The sequence below is a fragment of the Yersinia enterocolitica subsp. enterocolitica genome, assembly GCF_901472495.1.
Lineage (GTDB): Bacteria > Pseudomonadota > Gammaproteobacteria > Enterobacterales > Enterobacteriaceae > Yersinia > Yersinia enterocolitica.
Map to the genome: position 1 here is coordinate 2,977,075 of NZ_LR590469.1, position 23,717 is coordinate 3,000,791.

Here is a 23,717-nt window from a genome sequence, read left to right on the forward strand (position 1 = left end):
CAGCGATTCTCCTTACTTGCGGCCTTTACGCTGCTGCTTTTTAGGTTGAGCAGCCGGTTCCGGTTGTTCAACAGCAGCCATACCACCCAAGATCTCACCTTTGAAGATCCATACCTTAACGCCGATTACACCATAAGTGGTGTGCGCTTCAGATGTGTTGTAATCGATATCCGCACGCAGTGTATGCAACGGAACACGACCTTCACGGTACCATTCGGTACGCGCGATTTCAGCACCGCCAAGACGGCCGCTTACTTCAACTTTGATACCTTTAGCGCCAAGACGCATTGCGTTCTGTACAGCACGCTTCATAGCACGACGGAACATAACACGACGTTCCAGCTGTGAAGTGATGCTATCAGCAACCAATTTTGCGTCCAGTTCCGGTTTACGGACTTCGGCGATGTTAATCTGTGCAGGAACGCCAGCGATATCCGCTACGACCTTACGCAGTTTTTCGACATCTTCACCTTTCTTGCCGATAACGATGCCAGGGCGAGCGGTGTGAATAGTCACACGGATGCTCTTCGCTGGACGCTCGATAACGATGCGAGAAACGGAAGCTTTCGCTAATTCCTTAGTCAGGAATTGGCGAACTTTAAAGTCGCTGTCCAGGTTGTCAGCGAATTCTTTGGTATTTGCGTACCAGGTAGAGTTCCAAGCTTTGACAATACCTAGTCGAATACCATTAGGATGTACTTTCTGACCCATTGCTAGTCTCCAGAGTCTCAGCGATCGGACACAACCACAGTAATGTGGCTGGTGCGCTTCAGGATGCGATCTGCACGACCTTTTGCACGCGGCATAATGCGCTTCATGCTAGGGCCTTCGTCTACGAAAATCTTCGTGACTTTCAGATCATCGATGTCAGCGCCATCGTTGTGTTCTGCGTTAGCAATGGCAGACTCTAGTACCTTCTTAACCAAACCAGCAGCTTTCTTGTTGGTATAGGCCAGAGTTTCCAGAGCTTGCGACACTTTCTTACCGCGAATCAGGTCCGCTACCAAGCGAACCTTCTGAGCAGAAGAACGAGCGTGGCGATGTTTAGCGATAGTTTCCATCTCTTCCTCCTACCTTAGCGCTTTTTAGCCTTTTTATCGGCCGCATGGCCGCGATAAGTACGGGTCGGCGCGAATTCGCCCAGTTTGTGACCGACCATTTCATCGGAAACAAAAACGGGAACGTGCTGACGACCATTATGGACAGCGATGGTCAAACCGATCATATTTGGAAAGACCGTTGAACGACGGGACCAAGTCCGAATTGGCTTCTTGTCTCCGCTTTCCACCGCTTTCTCTACCTTCTTCAGCAAGTGCAGGTCAATGAAGGGACCTTTCTTGAGAGAACGTGGCATGGCTTATCCTCTAATTATTTTTTACTACGGCGACGTACGATGAACTTATCAGTACGCTTGTTGCTACGGGTCTTCTTACCTTTGGTTTGAACGCCCCACGGGGTTACCGGGTGCTTACCAAAGTTACGACCTTCACCACCACCGTGTGGGTGATCTACCGGGTTCATCGCCGTACCGCGAACGGTAGGACGAATACCACGCCAACGACTAGCACCTGCTTTACCCAGGACACGCAGCATGTGTTCAGCGTTACCGACTTCACCTAAGGTGGCGCGGCAATCAGCTAGAACTTTGCGCATTTCGCCGGAGCGCAGACGCAGAGTAACGTAGGAACCGTCACGAGCAACGATCTGAACGTATGCACCAGCAGAACGAGCCAATTGGCCGCCTTTACCTGGTTTCATTTCTACGTTATGAACCGTTGAACCAACTGGGATGTTACGCATAGGCAGGGTGTTACCTGCTTTAATTGCAGCATCTACGCCAGATTGAATCTGGTCACCAGCTTTCAGGCCTTTCGGCGCCAGGATGTAACGGCGTTCGCCGTCTTTGTACAGAACCAGCGCGATATTCGCGGAACGGTTCGGATCGTACTCCAGACGCTCTACCACAGCAGGGATACCATCTTTGTTGCGTTTGAAGTCAACCAGACGATAATGTTGCTTGTGGCCACCACCGATATGACGGGTAGTGATACGGCCATTGTTGTTACGGCCACCGCTTTTGCTTAATTTCTCAAGCAACGGGGCATAAGGCTTACCCTTGTGCAGCTCAGGGTTAACCACTTTAACAACGTGGCGACGACCCGGAGACGTAGGTTTACATTTAACAATTGCCATTGTTTACTCCTCCGACTTACTCTGCGCCGCCGATGAAGTCCAGATTCTGGCCTTCTTTCAGGGTGACGTAAGCTTTTTTCCAGTCGCTACGACGACCAACACGCTGACCGTGACGCTTACTCTTGCCTTTAACCAGCAAGGTGTTAACGTCTTCGACTTCGACTTCAAACAGTTTCTGCACTGCAGCTTTAATTTCTGCTTTGGTCGCGTCTTTGGCAACTTTGAGAACGATGGTGTTATTCTTTTCCATCGCAGCGGACGCTTTTTCAGATACATGCGGCGCGCGCAGTACTTTCAGCAGACGTTCTTCACGAATCATGCCAGCATCTCCTCAACTTGCTTCACAGCATCAGCAGTCATAACCACTTTGTCGAAGGCGATCAAGCTAACTGGGTCAATACCAGCAACATCACGGACATCAACCTTATACAGGTTGCGAGCTGCCAAGAACAAGTTCTCGTCCAGTTCACCAGTGATGATCAGTACATCTTCCAGAGCCATATCTTTCAGTTTCTGTGCCAGCAACTTAGTTTTAGGTGCTTCAACAGAGAACTTTTCGACAATGATCAGACGATCTTGACGTACCAATTCGGACAGAATGCTTTTCAGCGCGCCGCGGTACATCTTTTTATTTACTTTCTGACTGTGGTCCTGAGGCTTCGCAGCAAAGGTCACACCACCTGAACGCCAGATTGGGCTCTTTACAGAACCTGCACGCGCACGGCCGGTACCTTTCTGGCGCCACGGTTTTTTACCGGAACCTGTTACTTCGGCGCGGGTCTTCTGAGCACGAGTACCTTGACGGGCACCTGCTGCATAAGCAACAACAACCTGATGTACCAGCGCTTCGTTGAAATCACGACCGAAGGTAGTTTCGGAAACAGTCAGCGCGCTTTGCGCGTCTTTCACTATTAATTCCATTGCTATCCCCTTACGCCTTCACAGCTGGTTTAACGATCAGGTTGCCACCGGTTGCGCCCGGTACAGCACCCTTAACCAGCAGCAGGTTGCGCTCAGCGTCAACACGTACTACGTCCAGGCTTTGAACGGTTACACGCTCGTCACCCAGGTGGCCTGCCATTTTCTTGCCTTTAAACACTTTGCCCGGAGTCTGGTTTTGACCGATAGAACCCGGAACACGGTGAGACAAGGAGTTACCATGGGTAGCATCTTGGGTACGGAAGTTCCAGCGCTTAACAGTACCGGCAAAACCTTTACCTTTAGACGTACCTGTAACGTCAACTTTCTTAACGTCTGCGAAAATCTCGACGCTAATTTCTTGGCCAGCAGTGAACTCTTGACCTTCTGGAAGGCGGAATTCCCACAGACCACGGCCAGCTTCTACGCCAGCTTTAGCGAAATGACCCGCTTCTGGTTTAGTAACGCGGTTAGCTTTTTTAGCACCGGTAGTTACTTGCACAGCACGGTATCCGTCGTTCTCCAGGCTTTTGACCTGAGTTACGCGGTTCGCTTCAATTTCGATAACAGTTACTGGGATTGAAACGCCATCTTCTGTGAAGATACGAGTCATGCCCACTTTCTTACCGACTAAACCAATCATTGTTTCAACCTCTCAATCGCTCAATGACCTGATTAACCCAGGCTGATCTGCACGTCTACACCGGCAGCCAGATCCAGACGCATCAGAGCATCAACGGTTTTCTCGGTTGGCTCAACGATGTCAACCAGACGCTTGTGAGTGCGAATCTCGTACTGATCGCGCGCATCTTTATTGACGTGCGGAGAGATCAGAACGGTAAAGCGCTCTTTGCGAGTTGGCAGCGGGATCGGACCACGAACCTGCGCACCAGTGCGCTTGGCAGTCTCGACGATTTCCGCAGTTGATTGATCGATCAAACGATGATCAAACGCTTTCAGGCGGATACGGATTCTTTGGTTCTGCATGAGACCAGAGCTCCAATTATTTATAAACGTAAATGATTACTCCTCGCACCCATTTCGATTGATGGGGGAGTGTAATCGTTCAACATATAACCCCCATATCCGGGAGTATTGTTCGGTTCTAGCACTAGGCTATAACCGACAGATTAGTTTCAATCTGACCTATCAAGATTAGGTAGGCCCGCGCATTATACGTAAATACCAGCAGGAAGCAAGCCAGTGTTGAAAATCTATGCGAAAACTTACCAGATAATTTAATTAGGAGGAAATATGGCTATGTTTGGAGGTTTGCAGATAAGAAAGAGTGAGGCCGATACGGCTCCCACTCTTTTAACTCAATATATTGTGGCGGGTAAGCGAGCGACTGCACGCCAGGTGAAGGAGTTAATCTTTTGCCAATTGAGCCTGTGAGTAGTTCTGTATTCCCAGACGTTCGATAAGGCTAAGTTCTGTTTCGAGCCAGTCAATATGGCCTTCTTCGTCAGCAAGAATTTCTTTCAATAAATCGCGACTAACATAATCATGAATAGAATCAGCGTAAGCGATGCCTTCACGCAGATCCTTTGCTCCTGCCAACTCAAGGGCTAAATCGGATTTAAGTATTTCCTCAACATCTTCACCAATGTTCAACTTACCCAAATCCTGTAAGTTAGGAATACCTTCGAGGAATAAGATGCGCTCAATGTATTTATCCGCATGCTTCATTTCGTCAATGGATTCGTGATACTCCTTATCATTAAGGCGCATCAGTCCCCAGTTTTTAAACATTCGGGCGTGGAGAAAGTATTGATTGATAGCAACTAACTCGTTTCCGAGCAGTTTGTTGAGATGTGCAATTATTTTTTTATCGCCTTTCATAGATAAACCCTCCGCTTCCAGTACTAAAAGTGTAGTACCAGATGGCAAAGTATGGGGTAAAACTTCTCCCGGCTAACTATTAGGCAACATCATTCATTTCTGGAATGTTCGCGCGTTCCTCGATCAATATTTCCCTCGCCTGTCGAATGCATTTTCCACAGTCGGTACCAATCGGTACTAATTGACGCAGTTGTTGAATGGTATGTGGGTGGTGCTGACGGACAGCGTTACGGATAACTTTGTCAGATACCGCATTACACAGGCAAACATACATAAAATGACTCACTTCTTAACCAGTAACTACAGTGTAAATAAGAATGCGAGTTATTTCAATTAAGATTATTTTCTATGGGCAATAAAAAAGGGCGCCGAAGCGCCCTCTACTTGATCAATAAAATAATTAATCAATAAAACAATTAAGCGATAACTTTAGCAACAACACCAGCGCCTACAGTACGGCCGCCTTCACGGATTGCGAAACGCAGACCGTCGTCCATTGCGATTGGGTGAATCAGAGTAACAACCATGTTGATGTTGTCACCTGGCATCACCATTTCAACGCCTTCTGGCAGTTCGATGGTACCGGTTACGTCAGTTGTACGGAAGTAGAACTGAGGACGGTAGCCTTTGAAGAACGGAGTATGACGGCCGCCTTCATCTTTGCTCAGAATATAAACTTCTGATTCAAAGGTAGTGTGTGGCTTGATAGAACCTGGTTTAGCAAGAACTTGACCACGTTCGATATCTTCACGTTTGATACCACGCAGCAGAACACCAACGTTCTCACCAGCACGGCCTTCGTCCAGCAATTTGCGGAACATTTCAACGCCAGTACAAGTAGATTTAACAGTATCTTTGATACCAACGATTTCTACTTCTTCACCAACTTTAACGATACCGCGCTCTACACGACCCGTTACAACAGTACCACGGCCAGAGATAGAGAATACGTCTTCGATTGGCAGCAGGAATGGCTTATCAACCGCACGTTCTGGTTCTGGGATGTAAGTATCCAGGTAGCCAGCCAGTTCGATGATTTTATCTTCCCACTCTTTAACGCCTTCCAGCGCTTTCAGAGCTGAACCTTTAACTACTGGGATGTCATCGCCTGGGAAATCGTAAGCAGAAAGAAGTTCACGAACTTCCATTTCTACCAGTTCCAGCAGCTCTTCATCGTCAACCATGTCGCATTTGTTCATGAATACGATCATGTAAGGAACGCCAACCTGACGACCCAACAGGATGTGCTCACGAGTCTGTGGCATTGGGCCATCAGTTGCAGCAACAACCAAGATAGCGCCGTCCATCTGAGCAGCACCGGTGATCATGTTTTTAACGTAGTCGGCGTGCCCTGGGCAGTCAACGTGCGCATAGTGACGTGACGGGGTGTCATATTCAACATGAGAAGTGTTGATGGTGATACCACGTGCTTTTTCTTCTGGTGCGTTATCGATCTGATCGAAAGCACGAGCGCTACCGCCGTAGGTTTTAGCCAGAACGGTGGTGATTGCTGCAGTCAGGGTAGTTTTACCATGGTCAACGTGGCCGATAGTACCGACGTTTACATGGGGTTTGGTACGTTCAAATTTTTCTTTAGACACGACTATATTCCTTACTCTGGTGCTCTACCACTTATGAGAGAGCACTGGATCATTGTTTTAAACCCGAAAGCTTATTTGCCACGGGCTTCGATAACGGCTTGAGCGACGTTACTCGGCGCTTCAGCATACTTCAGGAACTCCATAGAGTATGAAGCACGGCCCTGGGTCTGAGAGCGCAGGTCAGTAGCATAACCGAACATTTCAGACAACGGAACCTGGGCACGAATAGTCTTACCAGTTAACGTATCTTCCATACCTTCGATCATGCCACGACGACGACTCAGGTCACCCATTACGTCACCCGCATAATCTTCAGGGGTTTCGATTTCAACCTTCATTATTGGCTCAAGCAGAACTGGTTTAGCTCGTTTGAAACCTTCTTTAAAGGCGATAGAACCGGCTAATTTAAACGCCAATTCTGAGGAGTCAACATCATGGTAAGAACCGTAGTGCAGACGCACTTTAACGTCCACAACCGGATAACCAGCCAGAGGACCGGACTTCAGTTGTTCCTGGATACCTTTATCAACAGCAGGGATGAACTCTTTAGGAATAGAACCACCAACGATTTCGTTGACGAATTCATACCCAGCGCCACCCGGTGGTAACGGAGACATATCGATAACAACATGACCGTACTGACCACGACCGCCTGACTGCTTAGCGTGCTTACCTTCCACGTCCTTGACGGTATCGCGGATAGTTTCACGGTAAGCAACCTGAGGTTTACCGATGTTTGCTTCCACGCTAAATTCGCGGCGCATACGGTCAACCAGGATATCCAAGTGCAACTCACCCATACCAGCGATGATAGTCTGACCTGATTCTTCGTCAGTCCACACACGGAATGATGGATCTTCTTTTGCCAGACGCCCCAGAGCCATACCCATTTTTTCTTGGTCGGCTTTGGTTTTTGGTTCAACGGCAACAGAGATCACTGGCTCAGGGAACTCCATACGTTCCAGAATGATCACATGCTTTGGATCACATAAAGTGTCACCCGTCGTCACGTCTTTCAGGCCGATCGCTGCTGCGATGTCGCCTGCGCGAACTTCTTTGATCTCTTCACGTTTGTTGGCGTGCATCTGTACGATACGACCCAAACGCTCTTCACGCGAACGTACTGAGTTCAGCACAGTGTCACCGGAGTTAACAATGCCAGAGTACACACGGAAGAATGTCAAGTTACCGACAAACGGGTCGGTAGCAATTTTGAACGCCAGTGCAGAGAACGGCTCTTTGTCGTCAGAATGACGAACAGCTGGGGTATCTTTACCATCGTCCAGAATACCGTTGATTGCTTCAACGTCAGTTGGTGCTGGCAGATAGTCGATAACTGCATCCAGCATTGCCTGTACGCCTTTGTTTTTAAACGCAGAACCACAGGTAACCAGGATAATTTCGTTGCGCAGAACACGTTGACGCAGAGCTTTCTTGATTTCTTCTTCGGTCAGCTCTTCGCCGCCCAAATACTTGTCCATCAACTCTTCAGACGCTTCTGCAGCCGATTCAACCAGATTCTGGTGCCATTCAGCAGCCAGCTCAGCCATATCAGCAGGGATCTCTTCGTATTCGAAGGTCACACCCAGATCGGCTTCATTCCAGTTGATCGCTTTCATTTTCACTAGATCGATAACACCAGTGAATTTCTCTTCCGCGCCGATTGCCAGTTGCAATGGAACTGGATTCGCGCCCAGACGAGATTTAATCTGACCAACAACTTTCAGGAAGTTAGCACCCATGCGGTCCATTTTATTAACGAACGCAATGCGTGGAACTTTATATTTGTTCGCCTGACGCCATACGGTTTCAGACTGTGGCTGAACACCACCAACTGCACAATAAACCATTACCGCACCGTCAAGAACACGCATAGAACGTTCAACTTCAATGGTGAAGTCAACGTGCCCAGGGGTGTCAATGATATTGATGTGATGTGGTTCATACTGTTTAGCCATACCAGACCAGAAGCAGGTAGTAGCCGCAGAAGTAATGGTAATACCACGTTCCTGCTCTTGTTCCATCCAGTCCATGGTGGCTGCGCCGTTATGAACTTCACCGATCTTATGGTTTACACCGGTGTAAAACAGGATACGTTCGGTAGTGGTTGTCTTACCGGCGTCGATGTGAGCGCTGATACCGATATTACGATAGCGCTCAATGGGTGTTTTACGAGCCATTTGATTCCTCTATTCCTAGGACGTTCATTCGGTTAACTCATGCGGGCTAACTATCTAAAGCGCCCGCATGGTTAGCATAACTACTGCGTGGTGATTACCAGCGGTAGTGCGCGAACGCCTTGTTAGCTTCGGCCATACGGTGAACGTCTTCACGTTTCTTAACAGCAGAACCTTTGTTCTCTGCTGCGTCAGACAGTTCATTCGCCAAGCGCAAAGCCATGGATTTATCACCGCGTTTACGAGCAGCATCAACGATCCAACGCATTGCCAAGGCATTACGACGAACCGGACGAACTTCAACTGGTACCTGATAAGTAGAACCACCAACGCGGCGAGACTTAACTTCGACAGTCGGGCGCACATTGTCCAGAGCTACTTCGAAAGCTTCCAGAAAATCTTTACCAGAACGCTGAGCCAGGGTCTCCAGCGCGGTATAGACGATTGCTTCTGCAGTAGATTTTTTACCATCTACCATCAGGATATTTACAAATTTAGCCAGCAATTCAGATCCGAACTTAGGATCCGGTAAAATTTTACGCTGGCCAATTACACGACGACGTGGCATGGAAATACTCCGTTGTTAATTCAGGGTTGTCCAAAACTCTAAGAGTTTATTTTGACATTAATGTGAAAATGTTTGGCCTTACTTAACGGAGAACCATTAAGCCTTTGGCTTCTTCACGCCGTACTTAGAACGTGATTGCTTACGGTCTTTAACACCTGAGCAGTCAAGCGCGCCGCGAACGGTGTGGTAACGCACACCTGGCAAGTCTTTAACACGACCGCCACGGATCAGGATCACGGAGTGTTCCTGAAGGTTATGACCTTCACCGCCGATGTACGAGGTGACTTCAAAACCGTTAGTTAAACGCACACGGCAAACTTTACGCAGTGCGGAGTTAGGTTTTTTCGGAGTGGTTGTATATACGCGGGTACATACACCACGTTTCTGCGGGCATGCTTCCAGCGCAGGAACGTTGCTTTTAGCAACCTTCATGCTGCGTGGCTTGCGAACCAGCTGGTTAATCGTTGCCATTATTAAAAAAGCTCCTGGTTTTTTGCTTCGTAAACACGTGATAAATCCCCCTCGTTTGCACTACTGGCAGAGAACGAGGACGCAGAATTTTATGGCTGACTATCTAAGGTGTCAAGAAATATACAGCATTGACTGCATTACCATGCCAGTTGTTGCTGATGTTTTAGGGTCAAATCCACGAAGTGAGTATAGCCGATTAGCATCGCGCTGTCTGAAATTTGACCACATAAACCGCGCGCAATCACATCATCTTCCAACACAAATAGCGAAGCCTGGTTATTTAACAATAAGTTAAGACTTTCACTGTTTTTCAAAACTGCCATCACGCCATCTTGCAGAAATAGAATCGCATCTTCAGATGTGACCAATCTCAGCAATGCAGATAAATCGCAGTGATAAGGGGAATGACTGACGGTAAACAGCATTATGGCTACCCAAACCTCATTAAAAAGTCAGCACAACATCATAATTTGCCAATTGGCGGCGCAAATTTACCGGAGATAATACCTCGACATCAAGTATCCAATCCGTCACTTCACTCAATCCGCGCTGCTGTAATGAGTCTTCACAAATATAAAAATTCTCGACATCGTACAACGGTAAGACACCGAAAGTAGCGATATAGTTTCTGGCGAGAATTTTTTCTGGCTGCTGCTGTGGAAGTAATTGCAATACACCATCGGAAAGGAAGAATACGCCCAGGTTTTCACTCAGTGCAGATGTTGCCAGCAAAGCATCCAGCCCCTCGCGCCCAGCTGCATTACCATGCGGGCCTTGGGTGAAAACAAAAGCGACACATTTCATTGCCATTAAAATTGCACCATACGGTCACAGGTTAATGCTGCTTCTGCCAACGCACCCAACCCACTCAAGGTAAAACCGGGTTGCAGATTTGCCGCCGCCAAATTGAGTTGCTCGGCTTCATGTTGGTCAGTAATACCACGGCGCAATGCCGCCGCCACACACACATTCAATATGACAGCATGCTCGTTCGCTAATTGTTGCCATGCGCGAACCAAGTCAAATTCATCATTGGCAGGGGTGGTTAATTGGTTAGCATTCAAAACGCCTTCGCGATAGAAAAAAACACTAACCAAATGGTGACCTGAGTTTATCAGCGCTTGTGCAAACTGATAGGCACTGCTGGCCTGCTGGGTGCCATAGGCTGGCCCCGTGACCATCAGGCCGTATTTCAAACCAGACATTAGCGATCATGCCCCACAAGATCACCGCTTTTGAACTGGCGAATGTAGAGATAAACCGTGTGCTTAGAGATATTTAGCCGTTCAGCAACCTGGTTGATGGCATCTTTGATATCAAAAATACCTTTTTCGTAAAGATTTAGCACAACCTGACGGTTTTTCGCATTGTTTGAAACATTGCGATCGGCATTCACTTCCTCGATGGTGAACTCCAGTGTCTGTGCCACCAAGTCATCAACCGATGAAGCAAAGTTGACTGAGGAAGGAACTTCTTGTGTTTCCGGCGGCATAAACGTCTGAATAATTTGCGAGAAAGGCACATCCAGATTCATGTTGATACATAGCAGCCCGATAACACGCTGGTCGCGGTTTCGGATTGCGATAGTAACAGATTTCATCAACACACCACTTTTGGCGCGCGTGAAATAAGCTCTTGAAACACTGCTGTCGGCACCGGCCATATCATGCAGCATCCGCAGCGCAAGGTCTGTTATAGGAGAACCAATCTGCCGGCCTGTGTGTTCACCATTCGCAATTCTTACCGCAGAGCTTTTCAGGTCTTCCAGTGAATGCAGGACAATTTCACAGTGGCTGCCAATAAGCATCGCCAAGCCATCAACGATAGCTTCGTATGATTTGAGTATTTCATGGTCCGTCTGACTGAACGGACGTTCATCCAGTAAATCCAGTTCACTGGTTTCGCTACTGAGAAGCGAATTAGACATCGAAGACACCATCCTCTACGTAAAGCCTGTCTCAATACCGTTGGCAGACTCATAACTCAATATCCTGAATTTTAAGTCTAGCAAATATGCCGAGATAAAATCCTTGCGTTCGCGCGTGATATTGACGTTAAGCCCACAAGCCATAAATCGTCAAGTTATCAACGAGCAGAAGTGCAAATTGATATACCGAAAAAAAAACCGCCACGACAATTATCGCGGCGGTTATCAGTATAACCGGTACTCAGCTACGACAGCGAATGAGCTAAATTACTTCTTAGCTTTTGCATCCGCAGCAGCAGGTTGTTCTGCTTCAGCGTCAGCTTTTGGCGCTGCTTTAATATCCAACAGCTCTACATCAAATACCAGAGTAGAGTTAGCAGGGATGCCTGGGACACCAGATTCTCCGTAAGCCAGCTCTGGTGGGATAACCAGAGTTATCTTGCCGCCTTTCTTGATCTGCTTCAGGCCTTCGGTCCAGCCGGGGATAACGCCATCAAGACGGAAAGATAGTGGCTCGCCACGTTTGTAAGAGTTATCAAACTCAGTGCCATCGGTCAGTGTCCCTTTGTAGTTAACTACCACGGTGTCACTGTCTTTTGGTGCTTCACCGGTACCGGCTTTCTCTACTTTGTACAGCAGGCCAGATGCGGTTTTCTTCACATCTTTTTCTTTAGCGAAGGTTTCGCGGTACTTAGCGCCTTTATCGGCGTTTTCTTTAGCATCCTGCTTCATTTTAGCTTCAGCAGAAGCTTTTACTCGCGTTTCAAAACCTTGTAAGGTTTTTTCGATTTGTTCGTCGGTCAGTTTGCTTTTGCTGGCAAACGCGTCCTGAACACCGGCAATTAACTGGTCTTTATCCAGTTTGATGCCTAGTTTTTCTTGTTCTTTCAGGGAGTTATCCATATAACGCCCTAATGATGCACCTAATGCATATGCAGATTGCTGGTCATCATTCTTAAATGCGCTGTTTGTCGTTGCAGCCGCATCTGCAGCTTTAGCTGTTTCAGCAGCGAAAGCTGCAGAGGTATTCAGGGTCAGCGCCATGGTCGTGGCCAGTAGCGTTACTTTAAACAGTGATTTCATCCATTTCTCCATTGGCTTAAGGACTCTTACCCAAGCAACGATTTTAAGAGTAACTTGTACTATAACTGTCTGTGCGAACACAAAACAATCTCTATTGCTGATGCTATTAAGTGATATTAAGACTTTTTTTACTACAAGAAGTTTCGTTTTATCGATATCTTGACCCTTGCGGGGTAATCATGGAGTTTTACAGGTAGAATCAACCCTCCCTATCTTTTTCCATATTATCACCGGATGGAAAGTGGCCAAAGGGTATGGTTTGCAGTCATGAGAGGAAATTAAGATGGAACAATCCCTGTTTGAACAACGGCTGGAAATGCTGGAAAGCCGTCTGGCATTTCAGGAAGTGACAATTGAGGAACTCAATTTGATCGTGACGGAGCATCAGATGGAAATGACCAAACTGCGGGAGCATCTACGTTTATTGACCGATAAACTAAGAGAATCTCAGTCTTCCATGATGGCTTCGCCAGCAGAAGAGCCGCCGCCGCCCCACTATTAAGCAAAAAGCCAGCCGCAAGGCTGGCTTCAGACTGCTGACAAACCTCGATAACTCGATCTTGCAAGGTGAAAGCAGGTAGAAGAGTAAAGCGTCCGCGCCAAGGATGGCGCGGGTCGAGCCATCAGGGACGATTTTACGGCGTCTTTATGATCTACCTGTTTTCACCGCTGCGGGCACTTTGTCAATAACCTCAAAGCCAGCCGCAAGGCTGGCTTTTGACTGACCATGTCAAATTTTAGTAACAGGTCAGATTTTAGTGACAGCCACAGCCGCCTTTACCACAACCACCTTTGCCATGTTCATGACCGTGGTCACTTTCATCATGGCCGTGGCCGCCGCAGCAACCATCACCGTGTTCATGGTGATGATCATGTTCACCATGTACGTGACCATGTTGCAGCTCTTCTTCTGTTGCTTCACGGATAGCAACCACTTCAACGTGGAAGTTCAAATCCTGACCCGCCAGCATGTGGTTACCATCAACCACAACATGCTCGTCTTCAACAGCAGTGATTTCGACCGGTACTGGACCTTGATCGGTATCAGCCAGAAAACGCATGCCAACTTCCAACTCATCAACGCCCATAAAGACGTCTTTTGGTACGCGCTGCACCAGATTTTCATCATAGCTGCCGTAACCTTCGTCAGCATTCACACGCACATCAAAGCTGTCGCCAGCTTCGTGGCCTTCGAGCGCTTTTTCCAAACCAGCGATCAGGGAACCGTGTCCGTGCAGGTAGTCCAACGGCGCGCTCACCGGAGACTCATCAACTAAAACACCGTCTTCTGTACGTACCTGGTAAGCCAGGCTGACCACCAAGTCTTTTGCTACTTTCATGATATCTCCTACCCTTGGAACAAAAATTGGCACAGATTGTAGCGGAAATCTGCACCGCTGTACTCACCAGCATAAAAAATCGCGAAGGATAACGCTACTCCGGATGGAAAATACCGATCACTTGTTCATGTGGCCGGACGTGTTTCTTAACCTGCTCATCCGTTTGACGCTGATGGTGACCGCACTTAACACACTCCACCACTTCAACCTGATCTTCACGCCACAAAGCCAGTGTATCCAATGCCTTACACTGTGGACAAACAGCACCAGCAATGAATCTTTTACGGGTTTTTGTTTTATTAAGAGCGTTTATCATCGTTTTCTCCGGCATTATTCGTATTCATCCCAGCCATCTAACTGCCGACTTTCATGCAGCATTTCTCGTTGGAAAATATCTTCCAGTTCACGGCGGGCTTCTTTAACTCTGGAAATTTGCGCCACATCGCCATGATGCTGCGGCACCAGTTCACGCAACATTCGCATATCGAGCCGCCGAAAATGTTGCTGCGCGCGATAGGCCTGATGGGGGTGCATGCCTAATCCCAGCAATGTTTTACGCCCCAGTTCCAGCGCACTGGAGAAGGTTTCGCGCGTAAAGTCTTTGACCCCATTTTGCAGCAATTCATGGGCTTCAACACGCCCTCTGGCTCGGGCCAGAATATGCAAATTAGGGAAATGTTGCTGGCACAAATGTACGAGCGTCATGGTATCTTCCGGCTCATTACAGGTGATAACAATGGCTTTGGCCTTTTCTGCCCCCGCAGCGCGCAGCAGTTCCAACTCAGTAGCATCGCCATAGTAAACTTTATAGCCGTATTTGCGCATCACACTGACCGCACTGACATCGCGCTCCAACACGGTAATGCGCATTTTGTTCGCCATCAGTAAGCGGCCAATCACCTGACCAAAGCGCCCAAAGCCCACAATAATCACCTGTGGATCATTGTCTTCAACAAAGGGTTTCTCGTCGCTCTCCTCTTGCGCGTTGTAACGTCGCACCAAAATACGGTCGATACCCTGCATCAATAACGGCGTGGTCATCATTGACAGAGTGACCACCACCAGCAACAACGCCAGTTGTTCGGCATTTAAAACATGTTGAGAAAATGCCGCAGAGAATAAGACGAAAGCGAATTCACCGCCCTGACTCAGCACCCCGGCAAATTGCAGCCGTACTGATCGGCGCAAACCAAATGTCCGCGCCAGGCCATACAGCACCGTGCCTTTGATAAAGACCAGCGCCAAAACGCCTAACAGAACATCGAGCAGGTGAGTAAACAGAACACCAAGATTCAAGGCCATCCCGACTGAGATGAAAAATAGCCCGAGCAGCAAGCCCTTAAAGGGTTCGATAGCGATTTCCAGTTCATGCTGGAATTCACTTTCCGCTAATAAGATACCCGCGATAAATGTCCCCAACGCCATAGATAAGCCCAAAGCATCCATAAACAGTGCCGAACCTAATACCACCAGCAAGGCCGCAGCAGTGAAAACCTCGCGCACGCCTGAGGCCACAATGTAACGAAACAACGGGCGCAGCAAATATCGGCCACCAATCAACATTCCGGCAAAAGCCGCAACTTTAATACCAATTTTGACCCAATCATTAGCAGCTCCACCGCCACCAGCCAAAATAGGAATCAGTGCCAAAGCCGGAATAACCGCCATATCCTGGAATAGTAAGACCGAGAAGCCGAGCTGACCGCCTTCATTGCGGTTCATCCCTTTTTCGCGCATCAGCTGCAATGCCATTGCCGTTGACGACATGGCCAAACCGATACCACCAATCACTGCGGCTTGCCAGGCAAATTGGGTGAAATAGAGCAGTGCCCCTAATACTGTCGCGGTTATTACCACCTGACCTGCACCGACACCAAAAATAGAGCGCCGCAACTGCCAAAGTTTGGCCGGATTCAACTCCAGGCCAATGATAAACATCAGGAAGACAACACCTAATTCGGAGAAGTGGAGGATTTCGTCGACATCACGAATAAACCCTAACCCCCACGGGCCGATGGCGATACCGGCTATCAGATAACCCAATACCGCACCGATCCCCAGGCGCTGCGCAATAGGAACCGCCACCACAGCGGCAAATAGAAATAATAAAATCGCGGTCAGTAGCGCCGAGCCTTCCATATTCAGTGCCCTCCTGTAGCTAGCGGTGACTGCAACCACTGCGCATAAGCTTGTGCATGGCTGGCCAGAACTTCCGGCTTTTGTCGCCGCGCCCAGTAAATAATCATTGGGTTCATCCAATGCATATGACACATAGCTGCCGTCAATTCAAAAGGCCGCAAAATATCTTCCATTGGATAGCGGTTATACCCTCCCGCCCGATAAGCGCCCTCCGGCTCGCCAGTGGTAATCACCGAACGCCAGTATTTACCGGTCAGTGCATGCCCCCCCCACCCCATTGGCAAAGCCACGCGCCAGCACGCGATCCAACCATTCTTTCAGCAAAGCCGGGCAACTGTAGGTATAGAGAGGATGTTGAAAGACGATAATTTGATGTTCACGCAGCAACTGCTGCTCATAGTGAATATCAATAAAAAAATCCGGATAATGTGCATATAGGTCGTGCACAGTGACATGTTCTAATTGCTGCACCGGTTGCAGCAAAACCCGATTAGCCACTGAGTCTTGTGACTCAGGATGGGCATACAACAGCAAAACCTTCGGTGGCTGCGACATCATTCCCCTCCAAAGCGTCGTCAGGGTCCGGTTTTTCCGTTACCATGCTTCGCAAAGACCAAAAAAGACTAAGATTTGTACCCAAAGTCATTGGCGTTGTCAGTTGGCAACCTCAAGAACCCTGGGAGATAAATACCCTAAATAATTCGAGTTGCAGGAAGGCGGCAAGCGAAAGACAAATTGGTTGTAAACCATTTTGAACAGCGCTTGCGCTGGCCCGTAGGGTGAGCTGAGGCTCATAATCCCGATGAGCTTACAGTGTTGTAAGTGATTCGGGTTATTGGGCGTAGCCAACGCACATGCGACTTGAAGTATGACGGGATAATTTAACATACTCTAAACATACGGCACTCTATGATTGTTTTTTCCTCGCTACAAATTCGACGTGGTACTCGCGTCTTGCTGGATAATGCAACAGCAACGATTAACCCTGGGCAAAAGGTCGGGCTGGTCGGTAAAAACGGCTGTGGTAAATCTACGCTGCTGGCGTTGCTCAAAGGCGAACTGAGCGCCGATGGCGGTAATGCTACTTTTCCCAGTAACTGGGCACTGGCTTGGGTCAACCAAGAAACCCCTGCACTGGATGTGCCGGCGATAGAGTATGTTATCGACGGTGACCGTGAATATCGCCAATTGGAGGCCGAACTTCAGGCCGCCAATGAAAAAAATGATGGTCATGCCATTGCAACCGTGCACGGCAAGCTCGATGCCATCCACGCCTGGACCATTCAATCCCGTGCTGCCAGTTTGCTACACGGATTGGGGTTTTCTCAAGAAAGTTTACAGCAGCCTGTGCGCTCATTTTCAGGTGGTTGGCGAATGCGCCTTAACCTGGCACAAGCACTGATTTGTCGCTCCGATTTATTGTTACTGGATGAACCGACCAACCACTTGGATTTGGACGCCGTGATCTGGCTGGAAAAATGGTTGAAAAACTACTCCGGCACACTGGTGTTGATTTCCCATGACCGCGATTTCCTTGATCCTATTATCGATAAAATTCTGCATATTGAACAGCAGACGCTGAATGAATACACAGGTAACTATTCATCCTTTGAACGTCAGCGCGCCACCAAACTGTCACAGCAACAATCGATGTATCAGCATCAACAAGAGAAAGTTGCGCATCTGCAAAGTTACATTGACCGCTTCCGTGCCCAGGCGACCAAAGCCAAGCAGGCCCAAAGTCGCATTAAAATGTTGGAACGGATGGAACTGATTGCTCCGGCACATGTAGATAACCCATTTCATTTCAGTTTCCGCACGCCAGAGAGCTTGCCTGACCCACTGTTACGCATGGACAAAGTCAGTGCTGGTTATGGCGATCGTACGATTTTAGAGTCCATTAAGCTCAATCTGGTGCCTGGCTCACGCATTGGTTTGTTAGGCCGCAACGGAGCGGGTAAATCCACCCTGATCAAGCTGCTAGCCGGAACATTGGAACCACAAAGTGGTGAAATCGGCCTGTCCAAAGGGATTAAATTGGGTTACTTCGCCCAGCATCAGCTTGAATTCTTACGAGCAGATGAATCTCCGCTACAACATATGAGCCGCCTGGCCCCCAAAGAACCGGAGCAACAGCTACGTGATTATCTGGGGGGTTACGGTTTTCAGGGCGATCAGGTTACCGACCCAACTGCCCGCTTCTCCGGTGGTGAAAAGGCGCGTCTGGTGTTGGCTCTGATCATCTGGCAGCGCCCTAACCTGCTGCTGCTGGATGAACCGACCAACCATCTGGATCTTGATATGCGCCAGGCATTGACCGAAGCCTTAATTGATTTCGAAGGTGCATTGGTGGTGGTGTCCCATGATCGTCACTTATTACGTTCTACTACTGATGACCTTTATCTGGTACACGATGGTAAAGTAGAGCAGTTCGACGGTGATCTGGAAGATTATCAACAGTTTCTGGTGGATCTACAGCGCCAGCAAAGCCAACAGGATAATCCAGCCAAAGAGTTGTCCGGCAACAGTGCGCAGCAGCGCAAAGACCAAAAACGCCGTGATGCTGAGTTCCGCAGCCAAACCCAGCCATTGCGTAAGCAAATCATGACGCTGGAAAAACAGATGGATAAGCTCGGCAGCGAGCTGGCAACAATCGAAGAGCGATTGGCAGATTCAGCCCTCTACGATATTTCCCGCAAGGCTGATTTAACCCAGTGTCTGCAACAGCAAACACAAGTGAAATCCAAGCTGGAAGAGACTGAAATGCAGTGGCTAGATGCGCAAGAGCAGTTGGAGAATCTCACCAAGCTGTTTGAAGCGGGGTAACCCGCTTTTCAAAAAAACACCTCATTAAGGATAATAAGGTTATGAGTAATAAGGATATTAGCGTGATAGTGCCGGTATTTAATTGCGGCGCTTATCTCGCACTACTCTTAGATTCACTGTACCAGCAGTCTGGTGTGTCATTGGAAATCATCGCCGTTAATGATGGCTCAACCGATAATAGCCTGGCGATTTTAGAAGCCGCGGCACACCGTGACCCACGGCTGGTCATTATTAATCAACCCAATCAAGGGCTTTCTGCTGCTCGTAATGCTGGTATAAGCCGGGCCACCGCGCGCTGGGTTGCTTTTGCAGACGGTGATGATTGGCTTGCGCCCAATGCATTATTGACTTGGTTGCGGCAGGCTGAGCAACAACAACTAGATTTACTGGTAGGAAATGGTTTTAGCTTTACCACTGACCCTTGTTTATCCCCAGAGAGCCCTTTGTTACATAAACAGTTGTGGGGTCAAGCACTTAGCGGCCAACAATGGATTATCCGCAGTGTTGAGCATAATGAATGGCCACATTACGCATGGCTGCAATTAATTCGCCGCGAACTAATTAATACCCATCGGTTGGTATTCATCCCCAAAATGCTTCATGAAGATATTCTGTGGACAACTAATCTGGCTCTTGTCACCCGGCGTATCGGTTTCTGTGAAACGCCATTCTATGGTTATCGTACTAATCCGCAATCAATCACCCACTCTCCATCAACTCAAGCCTTATTAGCTCGCGCCAATAGCTATCTCCATATTATTAAAGCGTTAGTTAGCCTTGCCAGAGCGCAAGAACTCCCTTTACGCACAGCGTTGTTACGCCACGCCAATCAAGAGAGCGGCCATTTTTTAGGGCTAATGCGTAAGAGATTACCCTCTTCACCGGAGCGTACAGCGTTAGCCATTGAATTTCGGGAGCTAGGTTTACCCTCGGCCTTGTATCGGGGGCGAGTAATATCCATGAATTTTGGCGGGCATTACGTTGTTCCGTAATTTTGGCACGTTTAGCACAACAAAATCATAACCCATAGAAATAGATAGACAACTCATACTTATTTCTGTGAATGCTTAGATGGTTTTAGTGTCTAATAGACAATAAATTTTCGGTAGGAATAGATGTAAATGCAGCGCATTTTGGTTATCCGGATAGATTTCCTTGGTGATATGGTCTGTACCACAGCGTTGTTGCATGCACTCAAGCAACGTTGGCCTGCAGCAGAAATTCATGTATTAGCGAACAAATACAATCAGGCAGTCTTGGCTCATAACCCTGATATTACTGCGGTTCACACCTATATTTACAGTAAACAATGTGAAAGGAATCAGCAGTCTGGCAGAATTAAGGCGCTCGTTAACCGTCTGGCACTGATTCGGCGATTACGGCGATTGCACTTTGATCTGCTGATTATTCCAAATGGCGGCATCAACAAAAACAGCATTCAGTTCGCCAAACTACTGGGTGCTACGGATTGTCGCTGGCATACCACTGAAAGTGAGTTCGACGATCGCAATCCTGACCATGTTACCAACCGGCCAATACGCCATGAGGCACTCTCAGGTTTCGCGCTGGTACCTGAATTAGGGCCAGTTGATATCGACGCATTGCAACTGCACATCTATCCAGATCCACAATTGCAGGCTAAATGGCAGATAGCATTAGGTGAGAAAAAGCGGCCACGGGTTGGCTTGTTCATTTCCAACAAAGCGCCACAACGCCGCTGGAGTTTGGAGAAATGGCAACAATTGGCGCAAAAACTCAGTGATCAGGTTGATATCGTCGTGTTGTATGACCCAACAGACCCACCAAGCAAAGAACAGTTGGCCGCTTTTCAGGGCCGTTGCCTATTCACCCCCGGCGTCGATGAGTTTGTTGCAGCCATAAGTCTGCTGGATATGGTTATTTCAGCCGATAGTTCACCAGTACATGTCAGCTCTGCATTGCAGATACCGGTGGTCGCGCTGTTTGAATCACGGCCAGAAAAGTACTTGCGCTGGTACCCTTTGGTTCACCATGTCTTGTTGCATGCCGGGCCGCAAGTTGAAGACATCACGGTCGATGCCGTCGAAAATGCAGCCCGTTCATTGTTGAGCGAAAAATAAATTGTTGGGCGAAAAATAAGATAGCCCATCAAGGCCGAAATACTGGCTTATCGCCGAGAATCGTCGCGCGGTGCATCACTCGCCGCTGCGGCAGATAATCGGCATTGGCATAGTGTTGGGTGACGCGGTTATCCCAGATAGCCACGTCATCCGGTTGCCAGCGCCAGCGCACCTGAAACTCCGGTTTGGTGGCATGTGCAAACAGAAAACGCAGTAGCGCATCGCTCTCTTTCTCACTCAGATCCACTATTCTGGTGGTGAATCCTTCATTAACAAATAATGCCTGACGCCCACTCACCGGATGAGTACGCACTACCGGATGGAGCAATGGCGGATTCTTCTCTTTTGCCAGCAACCAGCGCTGATGCTCTTCTGGCGTTGCACGGTGCTTATGCTCGGGGAAAGAATGGGTGAAATCGTGCTCGGCCTGTAGCCCAGCTAAAAGCTGTTTAAACGGCGCTGAAAGGGCTTCATAAGCGGCAATCCCGCTGCTCCATAAGGTATCACCGCCAGTGCTCGGCAATTGCTTCGCAGCCAGAATCGCACCTAAAGGAGGCGTCTCGATAAAAGTGACGTCAGTGTGCCAATTATCATTATCCGGCGGATTATTATCGTGCGTATCTAAAACAATAATCTCTTCACACTCTTTCGCGTGAGGATAAACCGGATGAATATGTAAATCACCAAAGCGCCCGGCTAAATCGCGTTGCTGTAACGGGGTAATCGGTTGATTGCGGAAAAACAGGACTTGATGCTTGAGCAAGGCATGATAAAGCTGCTCAAACTGGCTATCCCCCAACGGGCGGGCGATATTCACATTCTCAATCAGAGCGCCAATATGCGGTCCCAATGGCGTCACTACCAAACGTTCATTCATTGCTGTGCTCCATACCAAGGTGTTAACCGGCGTTGAATTGCCCGCAAACTTAATTCCATGCCAAAAGCGATAATGGCAATCACACTGATGCCCGCAATCACTACGTCGGTGGCGAGAAATTCTCCAGCCGATTGCACCATAAAGCCCAATCCACGAGTCGCAGCGATTAACTCAGCCGCCACCAATGTTGACCAACCGACACCCAGCCCAATGCGAATGCCGGTTAAAATCTCCGGTAATGCGCTGGGCAAAATAACAAACCATAAAACCTGCCAGCGGCTGGCACCCAATGCGCGTGCCGCTCTCACTCGTACCTGTGCCACACTGCGCACTCCGGCCACAGCGGCCAAAGTGATCGGCGCGAATATGGCCAGATAAATCAGCAAGATTTTTGACGTTTCGCCAATACCAAACCAAATCACCATCAGCGGCAGATAGGCCAGCGGTGGCACCGGGCGATAAATCTCAATAAGCGGATCCAGCACGCCACGCACTGTGCTGCTCAGCCCCATAGCAATTCCGGTGGGGACACCGAGAGCTACGGCGGCTAACAGTGCAATTAAAATACGCCCCAAACTGGCGGCCAAATGTTGCCATAACGTGGCATCCATAAAGCCCTGTGGGCTGGCAATCACCAGTAACTGATGCAGAACCTGTTGCGGCGCGGGTAGAAATAACGGGCTGATAAGCCCAAGCGCAGTGACTACCCACCACAGCACCACCACACTCACCAAAGTGGCGATACTGAGCCACAATCCTTTCGTCGCCGGTAAACGGCGTACAGGCCTCTTAGCGTTCAAGGGCGCTGGGCTCACGGCCTCAGGCGCAGGTGACGAGGTGGTTTGCGGGCGTAAACTGGCGTCGCGCAATGTGCTGTGCAGGCTCATATCAGGGCCTCCCGCTGTTGGAAGACTTTACCCAGCACATATTCGCGGCGGGCGATAAATTCAGGATCAGACTTAATGCTGCGGCAAGCTTCGCCATCGGCATAGCGCTGACCAAAGTTTAGCGATAATCGCTCGACCACCTGCCCCGGCCCCGGCGACAGCAATAGCAGCTCGCTGGCCAGAAATACCGCTTCTTCGATATCGTGGGTAATCAGTAAAATTTGTTTGCCGGTGTCACGCCAAATAGACAGCAGCAACTCTTGCATCTGTTCACGAGTAAAAGCATCGAGCGCACCAAACGGTTCATCTAGCAGTAATAAGCGCGGATCCACCGCCAGCGCTCGGGCAATCCCCACTCGCTGGCGCATCCCTCCAGAAAGCTGCCAAATGTAGTGATGTTCAAAACCGGCTAACCCGACCCGATTAAGCATTTTCAGTGCGATTGTCCGCCGCTGTTGCTTGCTCAAACCAGCCAGTTGTAAGCCAAACTCGACATTGCTGACCACATCGCGCCACGGCAGTAAACCCTCATGCTGGAACACCACTCCCCGTTCGGCACTCGGGCCATGAACCGGAATATCATCCAGAGTGATGTTGCCAGCTGAAGGCTCCATAAATCCGGCAATCAAATTCAACAATGTAGTTTTGCCACAGCCTGATGGCCCCAATACCACGACCAACTGTCCGGATGCGATTTGTAGTGACACATCCTGTAAGGCAGGTTTGCCCTGATATTCAGCCCACAGGCCACTGACATTTAACATGATGG

General features: G+C 48.8%; 28 protein-coding genes and 2 pseudogenes. 4 read left to right on the forward strand and 26 right to left on the reverse strand.

The window, feature by feature from the left end; genetic code table 11:
* Window positions 1-12: 12 nt before the first annotated feature.
* The 19 genes from rpsC to fkpA all read right to left on the reverse strand — a co-directional run bounded on the left by rpsC (window position 13) and on the right by fkpA (window position 12,780).
* Window positions 13-711, reverse strand: coding sequence for a 30S ribosomal protein S3 (rpsC, locus tag FGL26_RS14305; protein WP_002221644.1), 699 nt, complete (start codon window positions 709-711; stop codon window positions 13-15).
* A gap of 17 nt (window positions 712-728) precedes the next feature.
* Window positions 729-1,061 (reverse strand): 50S ribosomal protein L22, encoded by a 333-nt coding sequence (gene rplV / locus FGL26_RS14310; protein ID WP_004391423.1) that lies wholly within the window; start codon window positions 1,059-1,061, stop codon window positions 729-731.
* A gap of 14 nt (window positions 1,062-1,075) precedes the next feature.
* Complete coding sequence (rpsS, locus tag FGL26_RS14315; protein ID WP_002213430.1) at window positions 1,076-1,354, reverse strand: 30S ribosomal protein S19; 279 nt, start codon at window positions 1,352-1,354, stop codon at window positions 1,076-1,078.
* A 14-nt stretch (window positions 1,355-1,368) separates the two neighbouring features.
* Complete coding sequence (rplB, locus tag FGL26_RS14320; protein ID WP_004709246.1) at window positions 1,369-2,193, reverse strand: 50S ribosomal protein L2; 825 nt, start codon at window positions 2,191-2,193, stop codon at window positions 1,369-1,371.
* A 16-nt stretch (window positions 2,194-2,209) separates the two neighbouring features.
* Entirely contained in the window at window positions 2,210-2,512 is a 303-nt protein-coding gene (gene rplW, locus FGL26_RS14325) for a 50S ribosomal protein L23 (protein WP_005159841.1), read from the reverse strand.
* Window positions 2,509-3,114: a 50S ribosomal protein L4 gene (rplD, locus tag FGL26_RS14330; RefSeq protein ID WP_005174626.1), complete on the reverse strand. Its 606-nt coding sequence runs from the start codon at window positions 3,112-3,114 to the stop codon at window positions 2,509-2,511. Before rplD ends, rplW begins: the two co-directional genes overlap by 4 nt.
* Window positions 3,115-3,124: 10 nt before the next feature.
* On the reverse strand, window positions 3,125-3,754 hold the full coding sequence (gene rplC / locus FGL26_RS14335) for a 50S ribosomal protein L3 (RefSeq protein WP_004709250.1): 630 nt from the start codon (window positions 3,752-3,754) through the stop codon (window positions 3,125-3,127).
* A 32-nt stretch (window positions 3,755-3,786) separates the two neighbouring features.
* A complete protein-coding gene (gene rpsJ, locus FGL26_RS14340; protein WP_001181005.1) occupies window positions 3,787-4,098 on the reverse strand; it encodes a 30S ribosomal protein S10 in 312 nt (103 codons plus the stop codon).
* A gap of 381 nt (window positions 4,099-4,479) precedes the next feature.
* Window positions 4,480-4,953 (reverse strand): bacterioferritin, encoded by a 474-nt coding sequence (gene bfr / locus FGL26_RS14345; RefSeq protein ID WP_005174628.1) that lies wholly within the window; start codon window positions 4,951-4,953, stop codon window positions 4,480-4,482.
* A 79-nt stretch (window positions 4,954-5,032) separates the two neighbouring features.
* Window positions 5,033-5,227, reverse strand: coding sequence for a bacterioferritin-associated ferredoxin (gene bfd / locus FGL26_RS14350; RefSeq protein WP_011817319.1), 195 nt, complete (start codon window positions 5,225-5,227; stop codon window positions 5,033-5,035).
* 142 nt (window positions 5,228-5,369) lie between these two features.
* Window positions 5,370-6,554 (reverse strand): elongation factor Tu, encoded by a 1,185-nt coding sequence (gene tuf / locus FGL26_RS14355; protein ID WP_004391430.1) that lies wholly within the window; start codon window positions 6,552-6,554, stop codon window positions 5,370-5,372.
* A gap of 71 nt (window positions 6,555-6,625) precedes the next feature.
* Entirely contained in the window at window positions 6,626-8,734 is a 2,109-nt protein-coding gene (fusA, locus tag FGL26_RS14360; RefSeq protein ID WP_005174638.1) for an elongation factor G, read from the reverse strand.
* A gap of 94 nt (window positions 8,735-8,828) precedes the next feature.
* Complete coding sequence (gene rpsG / locus FGL26_RS14365) at window positions 8,829-9,299, reverse strand: 30S ribosomal protein S7 (RefSeq protein ID WP_002212324.1); 471 nt, start codon at window positions 9,297-9,299, stop codon at window positions 8,829-8,831.
* Between the two features lie 96 nt (window positions 9,300-9,395).
* Window positions 9,396-9,770: a 30S ribosomal protein S12 gene (gene rpsL / locus FGL26_RS14370; RefSeq protein ID WP_002212323.1), complete on the reverse strand. Its 375-nt coding sequence runs from the start codon at window positions 9,768-9,770 to the stop codon at window positions 9,396-9,398.
* 137 nt (window positions 9,771-9,907) lie between these two features.
* On the reverse strand, window positions 9,908-10,195 hold the full coding sequence (gene tusB / locus FGL26_RS14375) for a sulfurtransferase complex subunit TusB (RefSeq protein WP_005174639.1): 288 nt from the start codon (window positions 10,193-10,195) through the stop codon (window positions 9,908-9,910).
* A 19-nt stretch (window positions 10,196-10,214) separates the two neighbouring features.
* Window positions 10,215-10,580, reverse strand: coding sequence for a sulfurtransferase complex subunit TusC (gene tusC / locus FGL26_RS14380; protein ID WP_011817321.1), 366 nt, complete (start codon window positions 10,578-10,580; stop codon window positions 10,215-10,217).
* Window positions 10,580-10,975 (reverse strand): sulfurtransferase complex subunit TusD, encoded by a 396-nt coding sequence (gene tusD, locus FGL26_RS14385; RefSeq protein WP_011817322.1) that lies wholly within the window; start codon window positions 10,973-10,975, stop codon window positions 10,580-10,582. Before tusD ends, tusC begins: the two co-directional genes overlap by 1 nt.
* Entirely contained in the window at window positions 10,975-11,697 is a 723-nt protein-coding gene (locus tag FGL26_RS14390; protein WP_005174644.1) for a helix-turn-helix transcriptional regulator, read from the reverse strand. The genes tusD and FGL26_RS14390 overlap by 1 nt, the downstream gene beginning before the upstream one ends.
* Before the next feature lie 267 nt (window positions 11,698-11,964).
* Complete coding sequence (fkpA, locus tag FGL26_RS14395) at window positions 11,965-12,780, reverse strand: FKBP-type peptidyl-prolyl cis-trans isomerase (RefSeq protein WP_005174645.1); 816 nt, start codon at window positions 12,778-12,780, stop codon at window positions 11,965-11,967.
* A gap of 283 nt (window positions 12,781-13,063) precedes the next feature.
* On the opposite strand from fkpA, the gene FGL26_RS14400 reads away from it, so the two are divergent.
* Window positions 13,064-13,282, forward strand: coding sequence for a SlyX family protein (locus tag FGL26_RS14400; protein WP_005159809.1), 219 nt, complete (start codon window positions 13,064-13,066; stop codon window positions 13,280-13,282).
* A gap of 253 nt (window positions 13,283-13,535) precedes the next feature.
* On the opposite strand, the gene slyD is transcribed toward FGL26_RS14400, so the two are convergent.
* From slyD to kefG, 4 genes and pseudogenes are all read right to left on the reverse strand, one after another.
* Window positions 13,536-14,120: a peptidylprolyl isomerase gene (slyD, locus tag FGL26_RS14405; protein WP_004391442.1), complete on the reverse strand. Its 585-nt coding sequence runs from the start codon at window positions 14,118-14,120 to the stop codon at window positions 13,536-13,538.
* 94 nt (window positions 14,121-14,214) lie between these two features.
* Window positions 14,215-14,436 carry a YheV family putative zinc ribbon protein gene (locus FGL26_RS14410; protein WP_005159805.1) on the reverse strand — a complete coding sequence of 74 codons (222 nt, stop codon included), beginning with the start codon at window positions 14,434-14,436 and terminating at the stop codon, window positions 14,215-14,217.
* Between the two features lie 14 nt (window positions 14,437-14,450).
* Window positions 14,451-16,259: a glutathione-regulated potassium-efflux system protein KefB gene (gene kefB, locus FGL26_RS14415; RefSeq protein WP_005174647.1), complete on the reverse strand. Its 1,809-nt coding sequence runs from the start codon at window positions 16,257-16,259 to the stop codon at window positions 14,451-14,453.
* Between the two features lie 2 nt (window positions 16,260-16,261).
* A pseudogene (gene kefG / locus FGL26_RS14420) lies at window positions 16,262-16,814 on the reverse strand (glutathione-regulated potassium-efflux system ancillary protein KefG).
* A 354-nt stretch (window positions 16,815-17,168) separates the two neighbouring features.
* On the opposite strand from kefG, the gene FGL26_RS14425 reads away from it, so the two are divergent.
* The 3 genes and pseudogenes from FGL26_RS14425 to FGL26_RS14435 all read left to right on the forward strand — a co-directional run bounded on the left by FGL26_RS14425 (window position 17,169) and on the right by FGL26_RS14435 (window position 21,184).
* Window positions 17,169-19,085 (forward strand): ABC transporter ATP-binding protein, encoded by a 1,917-nt coding sequence (locus FGL26_RS14425; protein WP_005174650.1) that lies wholly within the window; start codon window positions 17,169-17,171, stop codon window positions 19,083-19,085.
* 41 nt (window positions 19,086-19,126) lie between these two features.
* A pseudogene (locus tag FGL26_RS14430) lies at window positions 19,127-20,115 on the forward strand (glycosyltransferase).
* A gap of 91 nt (window positions 20,116-20,206) precedes the next feature.
* A complete protein-coding gene (locus FGL26_RS14435; RefSeq protein ID WP_005174653.1) occupies window positions 20,207-21,184 on the forward strand; it encodes a glycosyltransferase family 9 protein in 978 nt (325 codons plus the stop codon).
* A gap of 28 nt (window positions 21,185-21,212) precedes the next feature.
* Here FGL26_RS14435 and tauD read toward each other — a convergent pair whose 3' ends face one another.
* The 3 genes from tauD to tauB are packed head-to-tail and all read right to left on the reverse strand — an operon-like array spanning window position 21,213 to window position 23,712.
* Entirely contained in the window at window positions 21,213-22,061 is an 849-nt protein-coding gene (tauD, locus tag FGL26_RS14440; protein ID WP_005174654.1) for a taurine dioxygenase, read from the reverse strand.
* Window positions 22,058-22,948 carry a taurine ABC transporter permease TauC gene (tauC, locus tag FGL26_RS14445; RefSeq protein ID WP_005174655.1) on the reverse strand — a complete coding sequence of 297 codons (891 nt, stop codon included), beginning with the start codon at window positions 22,946-22,948 and terminating at the stop codon, window positions 22,058-22,060. Before tauC ends, tauD begins: the two co-directional genes overlap by 4 nt.
* Window positions 22,945-23,712 carry a taurine ABC transporter ATP-binding subunit gene (gene tauB, locus FGL26_RS14450; protein WP_005174656.1) on the reverse strand — a complete coding sequence of 256 codons (768 nt, stop codon included), beginning with the start codon at window positions 23,710-23,712 and terminating at the stop codon, window positions 22,945-22,947. The genes tauC and tauB overlap by 4 nt, the downstream gene beginning before the upstream one ends.
* Window positions 23,713-23,717 lie beyond the last annotated feature (5 nt).

Excerpts from the sequence above, each read along its gene's own strand:
- rpsC (WP_002221644.1), bottom strand. The coding sequence starts at position 711 with ATGGGTCAGAAAGTACATCCTAATGGTATTCGACTAGGTATTGTCAAA.
- rplV (WP_004391423.1), bottom strand. The coding sequence starts at position 1,061 with ATGGAAACTATCGCTAAACATCGCCACGCTCGTTCTTCTGCTCAGAAG.
- rpsS (WP_002213430.1), bottom strand. The coding sequence starts at position 1,354 with ATGCCACGTTCTCTCAAGAAAGGTCCCTTCATTGACCTGCACTTGCTG.
- rplB (WP_004709246.1), bottom strand. The coding sequence starts at position 2,193 with ATGGCAATTGTTAAATGTAAACCTACGTCTCCGGGTCGTCGCCACGTT.
- rplW (WP_005159841.1), bottom strand. The coding sequence starts at position 2,512 with ATGATTCGTGAAGAACGTCTGCTGAAAGTACTGCGCGCGCCGCATGTA.
- rplD (WP_005174626.1), bottom strand. The coding sequence starts at position 3,114 with ATGGAATTAATAGTGAAAGACGCGCAAAGCGCGCTGACTGTTTCCGAA.
- rplC (WP_004709250.1), bottom strand. The coding sequence starts at position 3,754 with ATGATTGGTTTAGTCGGTAAGAAAGTGGGCATGACTCGTATCTTCACA.
- rpsJ (WP_001181005.1), bottom strand. The coding sequence starts at position 4,098 with ATGCAGAACCAAAGAATCCGTATCCGCCTGAAAGCGTTTGATCATCGT.
- bfr (WP_005174628.1), bottom strand. The coding sequence starts at position 4,953 with ATGAAAGGCGATAAAAAAATAATTGCACATCTCAACAAACTGCTCGGA.
- bfd (WP_011817319.1), bottom strand. The coding sequence starts at position 5,227 with ATGTATGTTTGCCTGTGTAATGCGGTATCTGACAAAGTTATCCGTAAC.
- fusA (WP_005174638.1), bottom strand. The coding sequence starts at position 8,734 with ATGGCTCGTAAAACACCCATTGAGCGCTATCGTAATATCGGTATCAGC.
- rpsG (WP_002212324.1), bottom strand. The coding sequence starts at position 9,299 with ATGCCACGTCGTCGTGTAATTGGCCAGCGTAAAATTTTACCGGATCCT.
- rpsL (WP_002212323.1), bottom strand. The coding sequence starts at position 9,770 with ATGGCAACGATTAACCAGCTGGTTCGCAAGCCACGCAGCATGAAGGTT.
- tusB (WP_005174639.1), bottom strand. The coding sequence starts at position 10,195 with ATGCTGTTTACCGTCAGTCATTCCCCTTATCACTGCGATTTATCTGCA.
- tusC (WP_011817321.1), bottom strand. The coding sequence starts at position 10,580 with ATGGCAATGAAATGTGTCGCTTTTGTTTTCACCCAAGGCCCGCATGGT.
- tusD (WP_011817322.1), bottom strand. The coding sequence starts at position 10,975 with ATGTCTGGTTTGAAATACGGCCTGATGGTCACGGGGCCAGCCTATGGC.
- FGL26_RS14390 (WP_005174644.1), bottom strand. The coding sequence starts at position 11,697 with ATGTCTAATTCGCTTCTCAGTAGCGAAACCAGTGAACTGGATTTACTG.
- fkpA (WP_005174645.1), bottom strand. The coding sequence starts at position 12,780 with ATGAAATCACTGTTTAAAGTAACGCTACTGGCCACGACCATGGCGCTG.
- FGL26_RS14400 (WP_005159809.1), top strand. The coding sequence starts at position 13,064 with ATGGAACAATCCCTGTTTGAACAACGGCTGGAAATGCTGGAAAGCCGT.
- slyD (WP_004391442.1), bottom strand. The coding sequence starts at position 14,120 with ATGAAAGTAGCAAAAGACTTGGTGGTCAGCCTGGCTTACCAGGTACGT.
- FGL26_RS14410 (WP_005159805.1), bottom strand. The coding sequence starts at position 14,436 with ATGATAAACGCTCTTAATAAAACAAAAACCCGTAAAAGATTCATTGCT.
- kefB (WP_005174647.1), bottom strand. The coding sequence starts at position 16,259 with ATGGAAGGCTCGGCGCTACTGACCGCGATTTTATTATTTCTATTTGCC.
- FGL26_RS14425 (WP_005174650.1), top strand. The coding sequence starts at position 17,169 with ATGATTGTTTTTTCCTCGCTACAAATTCGACGTGGTACTCGCGTCTTG.
- FGL26_RS14435 (WP_005174653.1), top strand. The coding sequence starts at position 20,207 with ATGCAGCGCATTTTGGTTATCCGGATAGATTTCCTTGGTGATATGGTC.
- tauD (WP_005174654.1), bottom strand. The coding sequence starts at position 22,061 with ATGAATGAACGTTTGGTAGTGACGCCATTGGGACCGCATATTGGCGCT.
- tauC (WP_005174655.1), bottom strand. The coding sequence starts at position 22,948 with ATGAGCCTGCACAGCACATTGCGCGACGCCAGTTTACGCCCGCAAACC.
- tauB (WP_005174656.1), bottom strand. The coding sequence starts at position 23,712 with ATGTTAAATGTCAGTGGCCTGTGGGCTGAATATCAGGGCAAACCTGCC.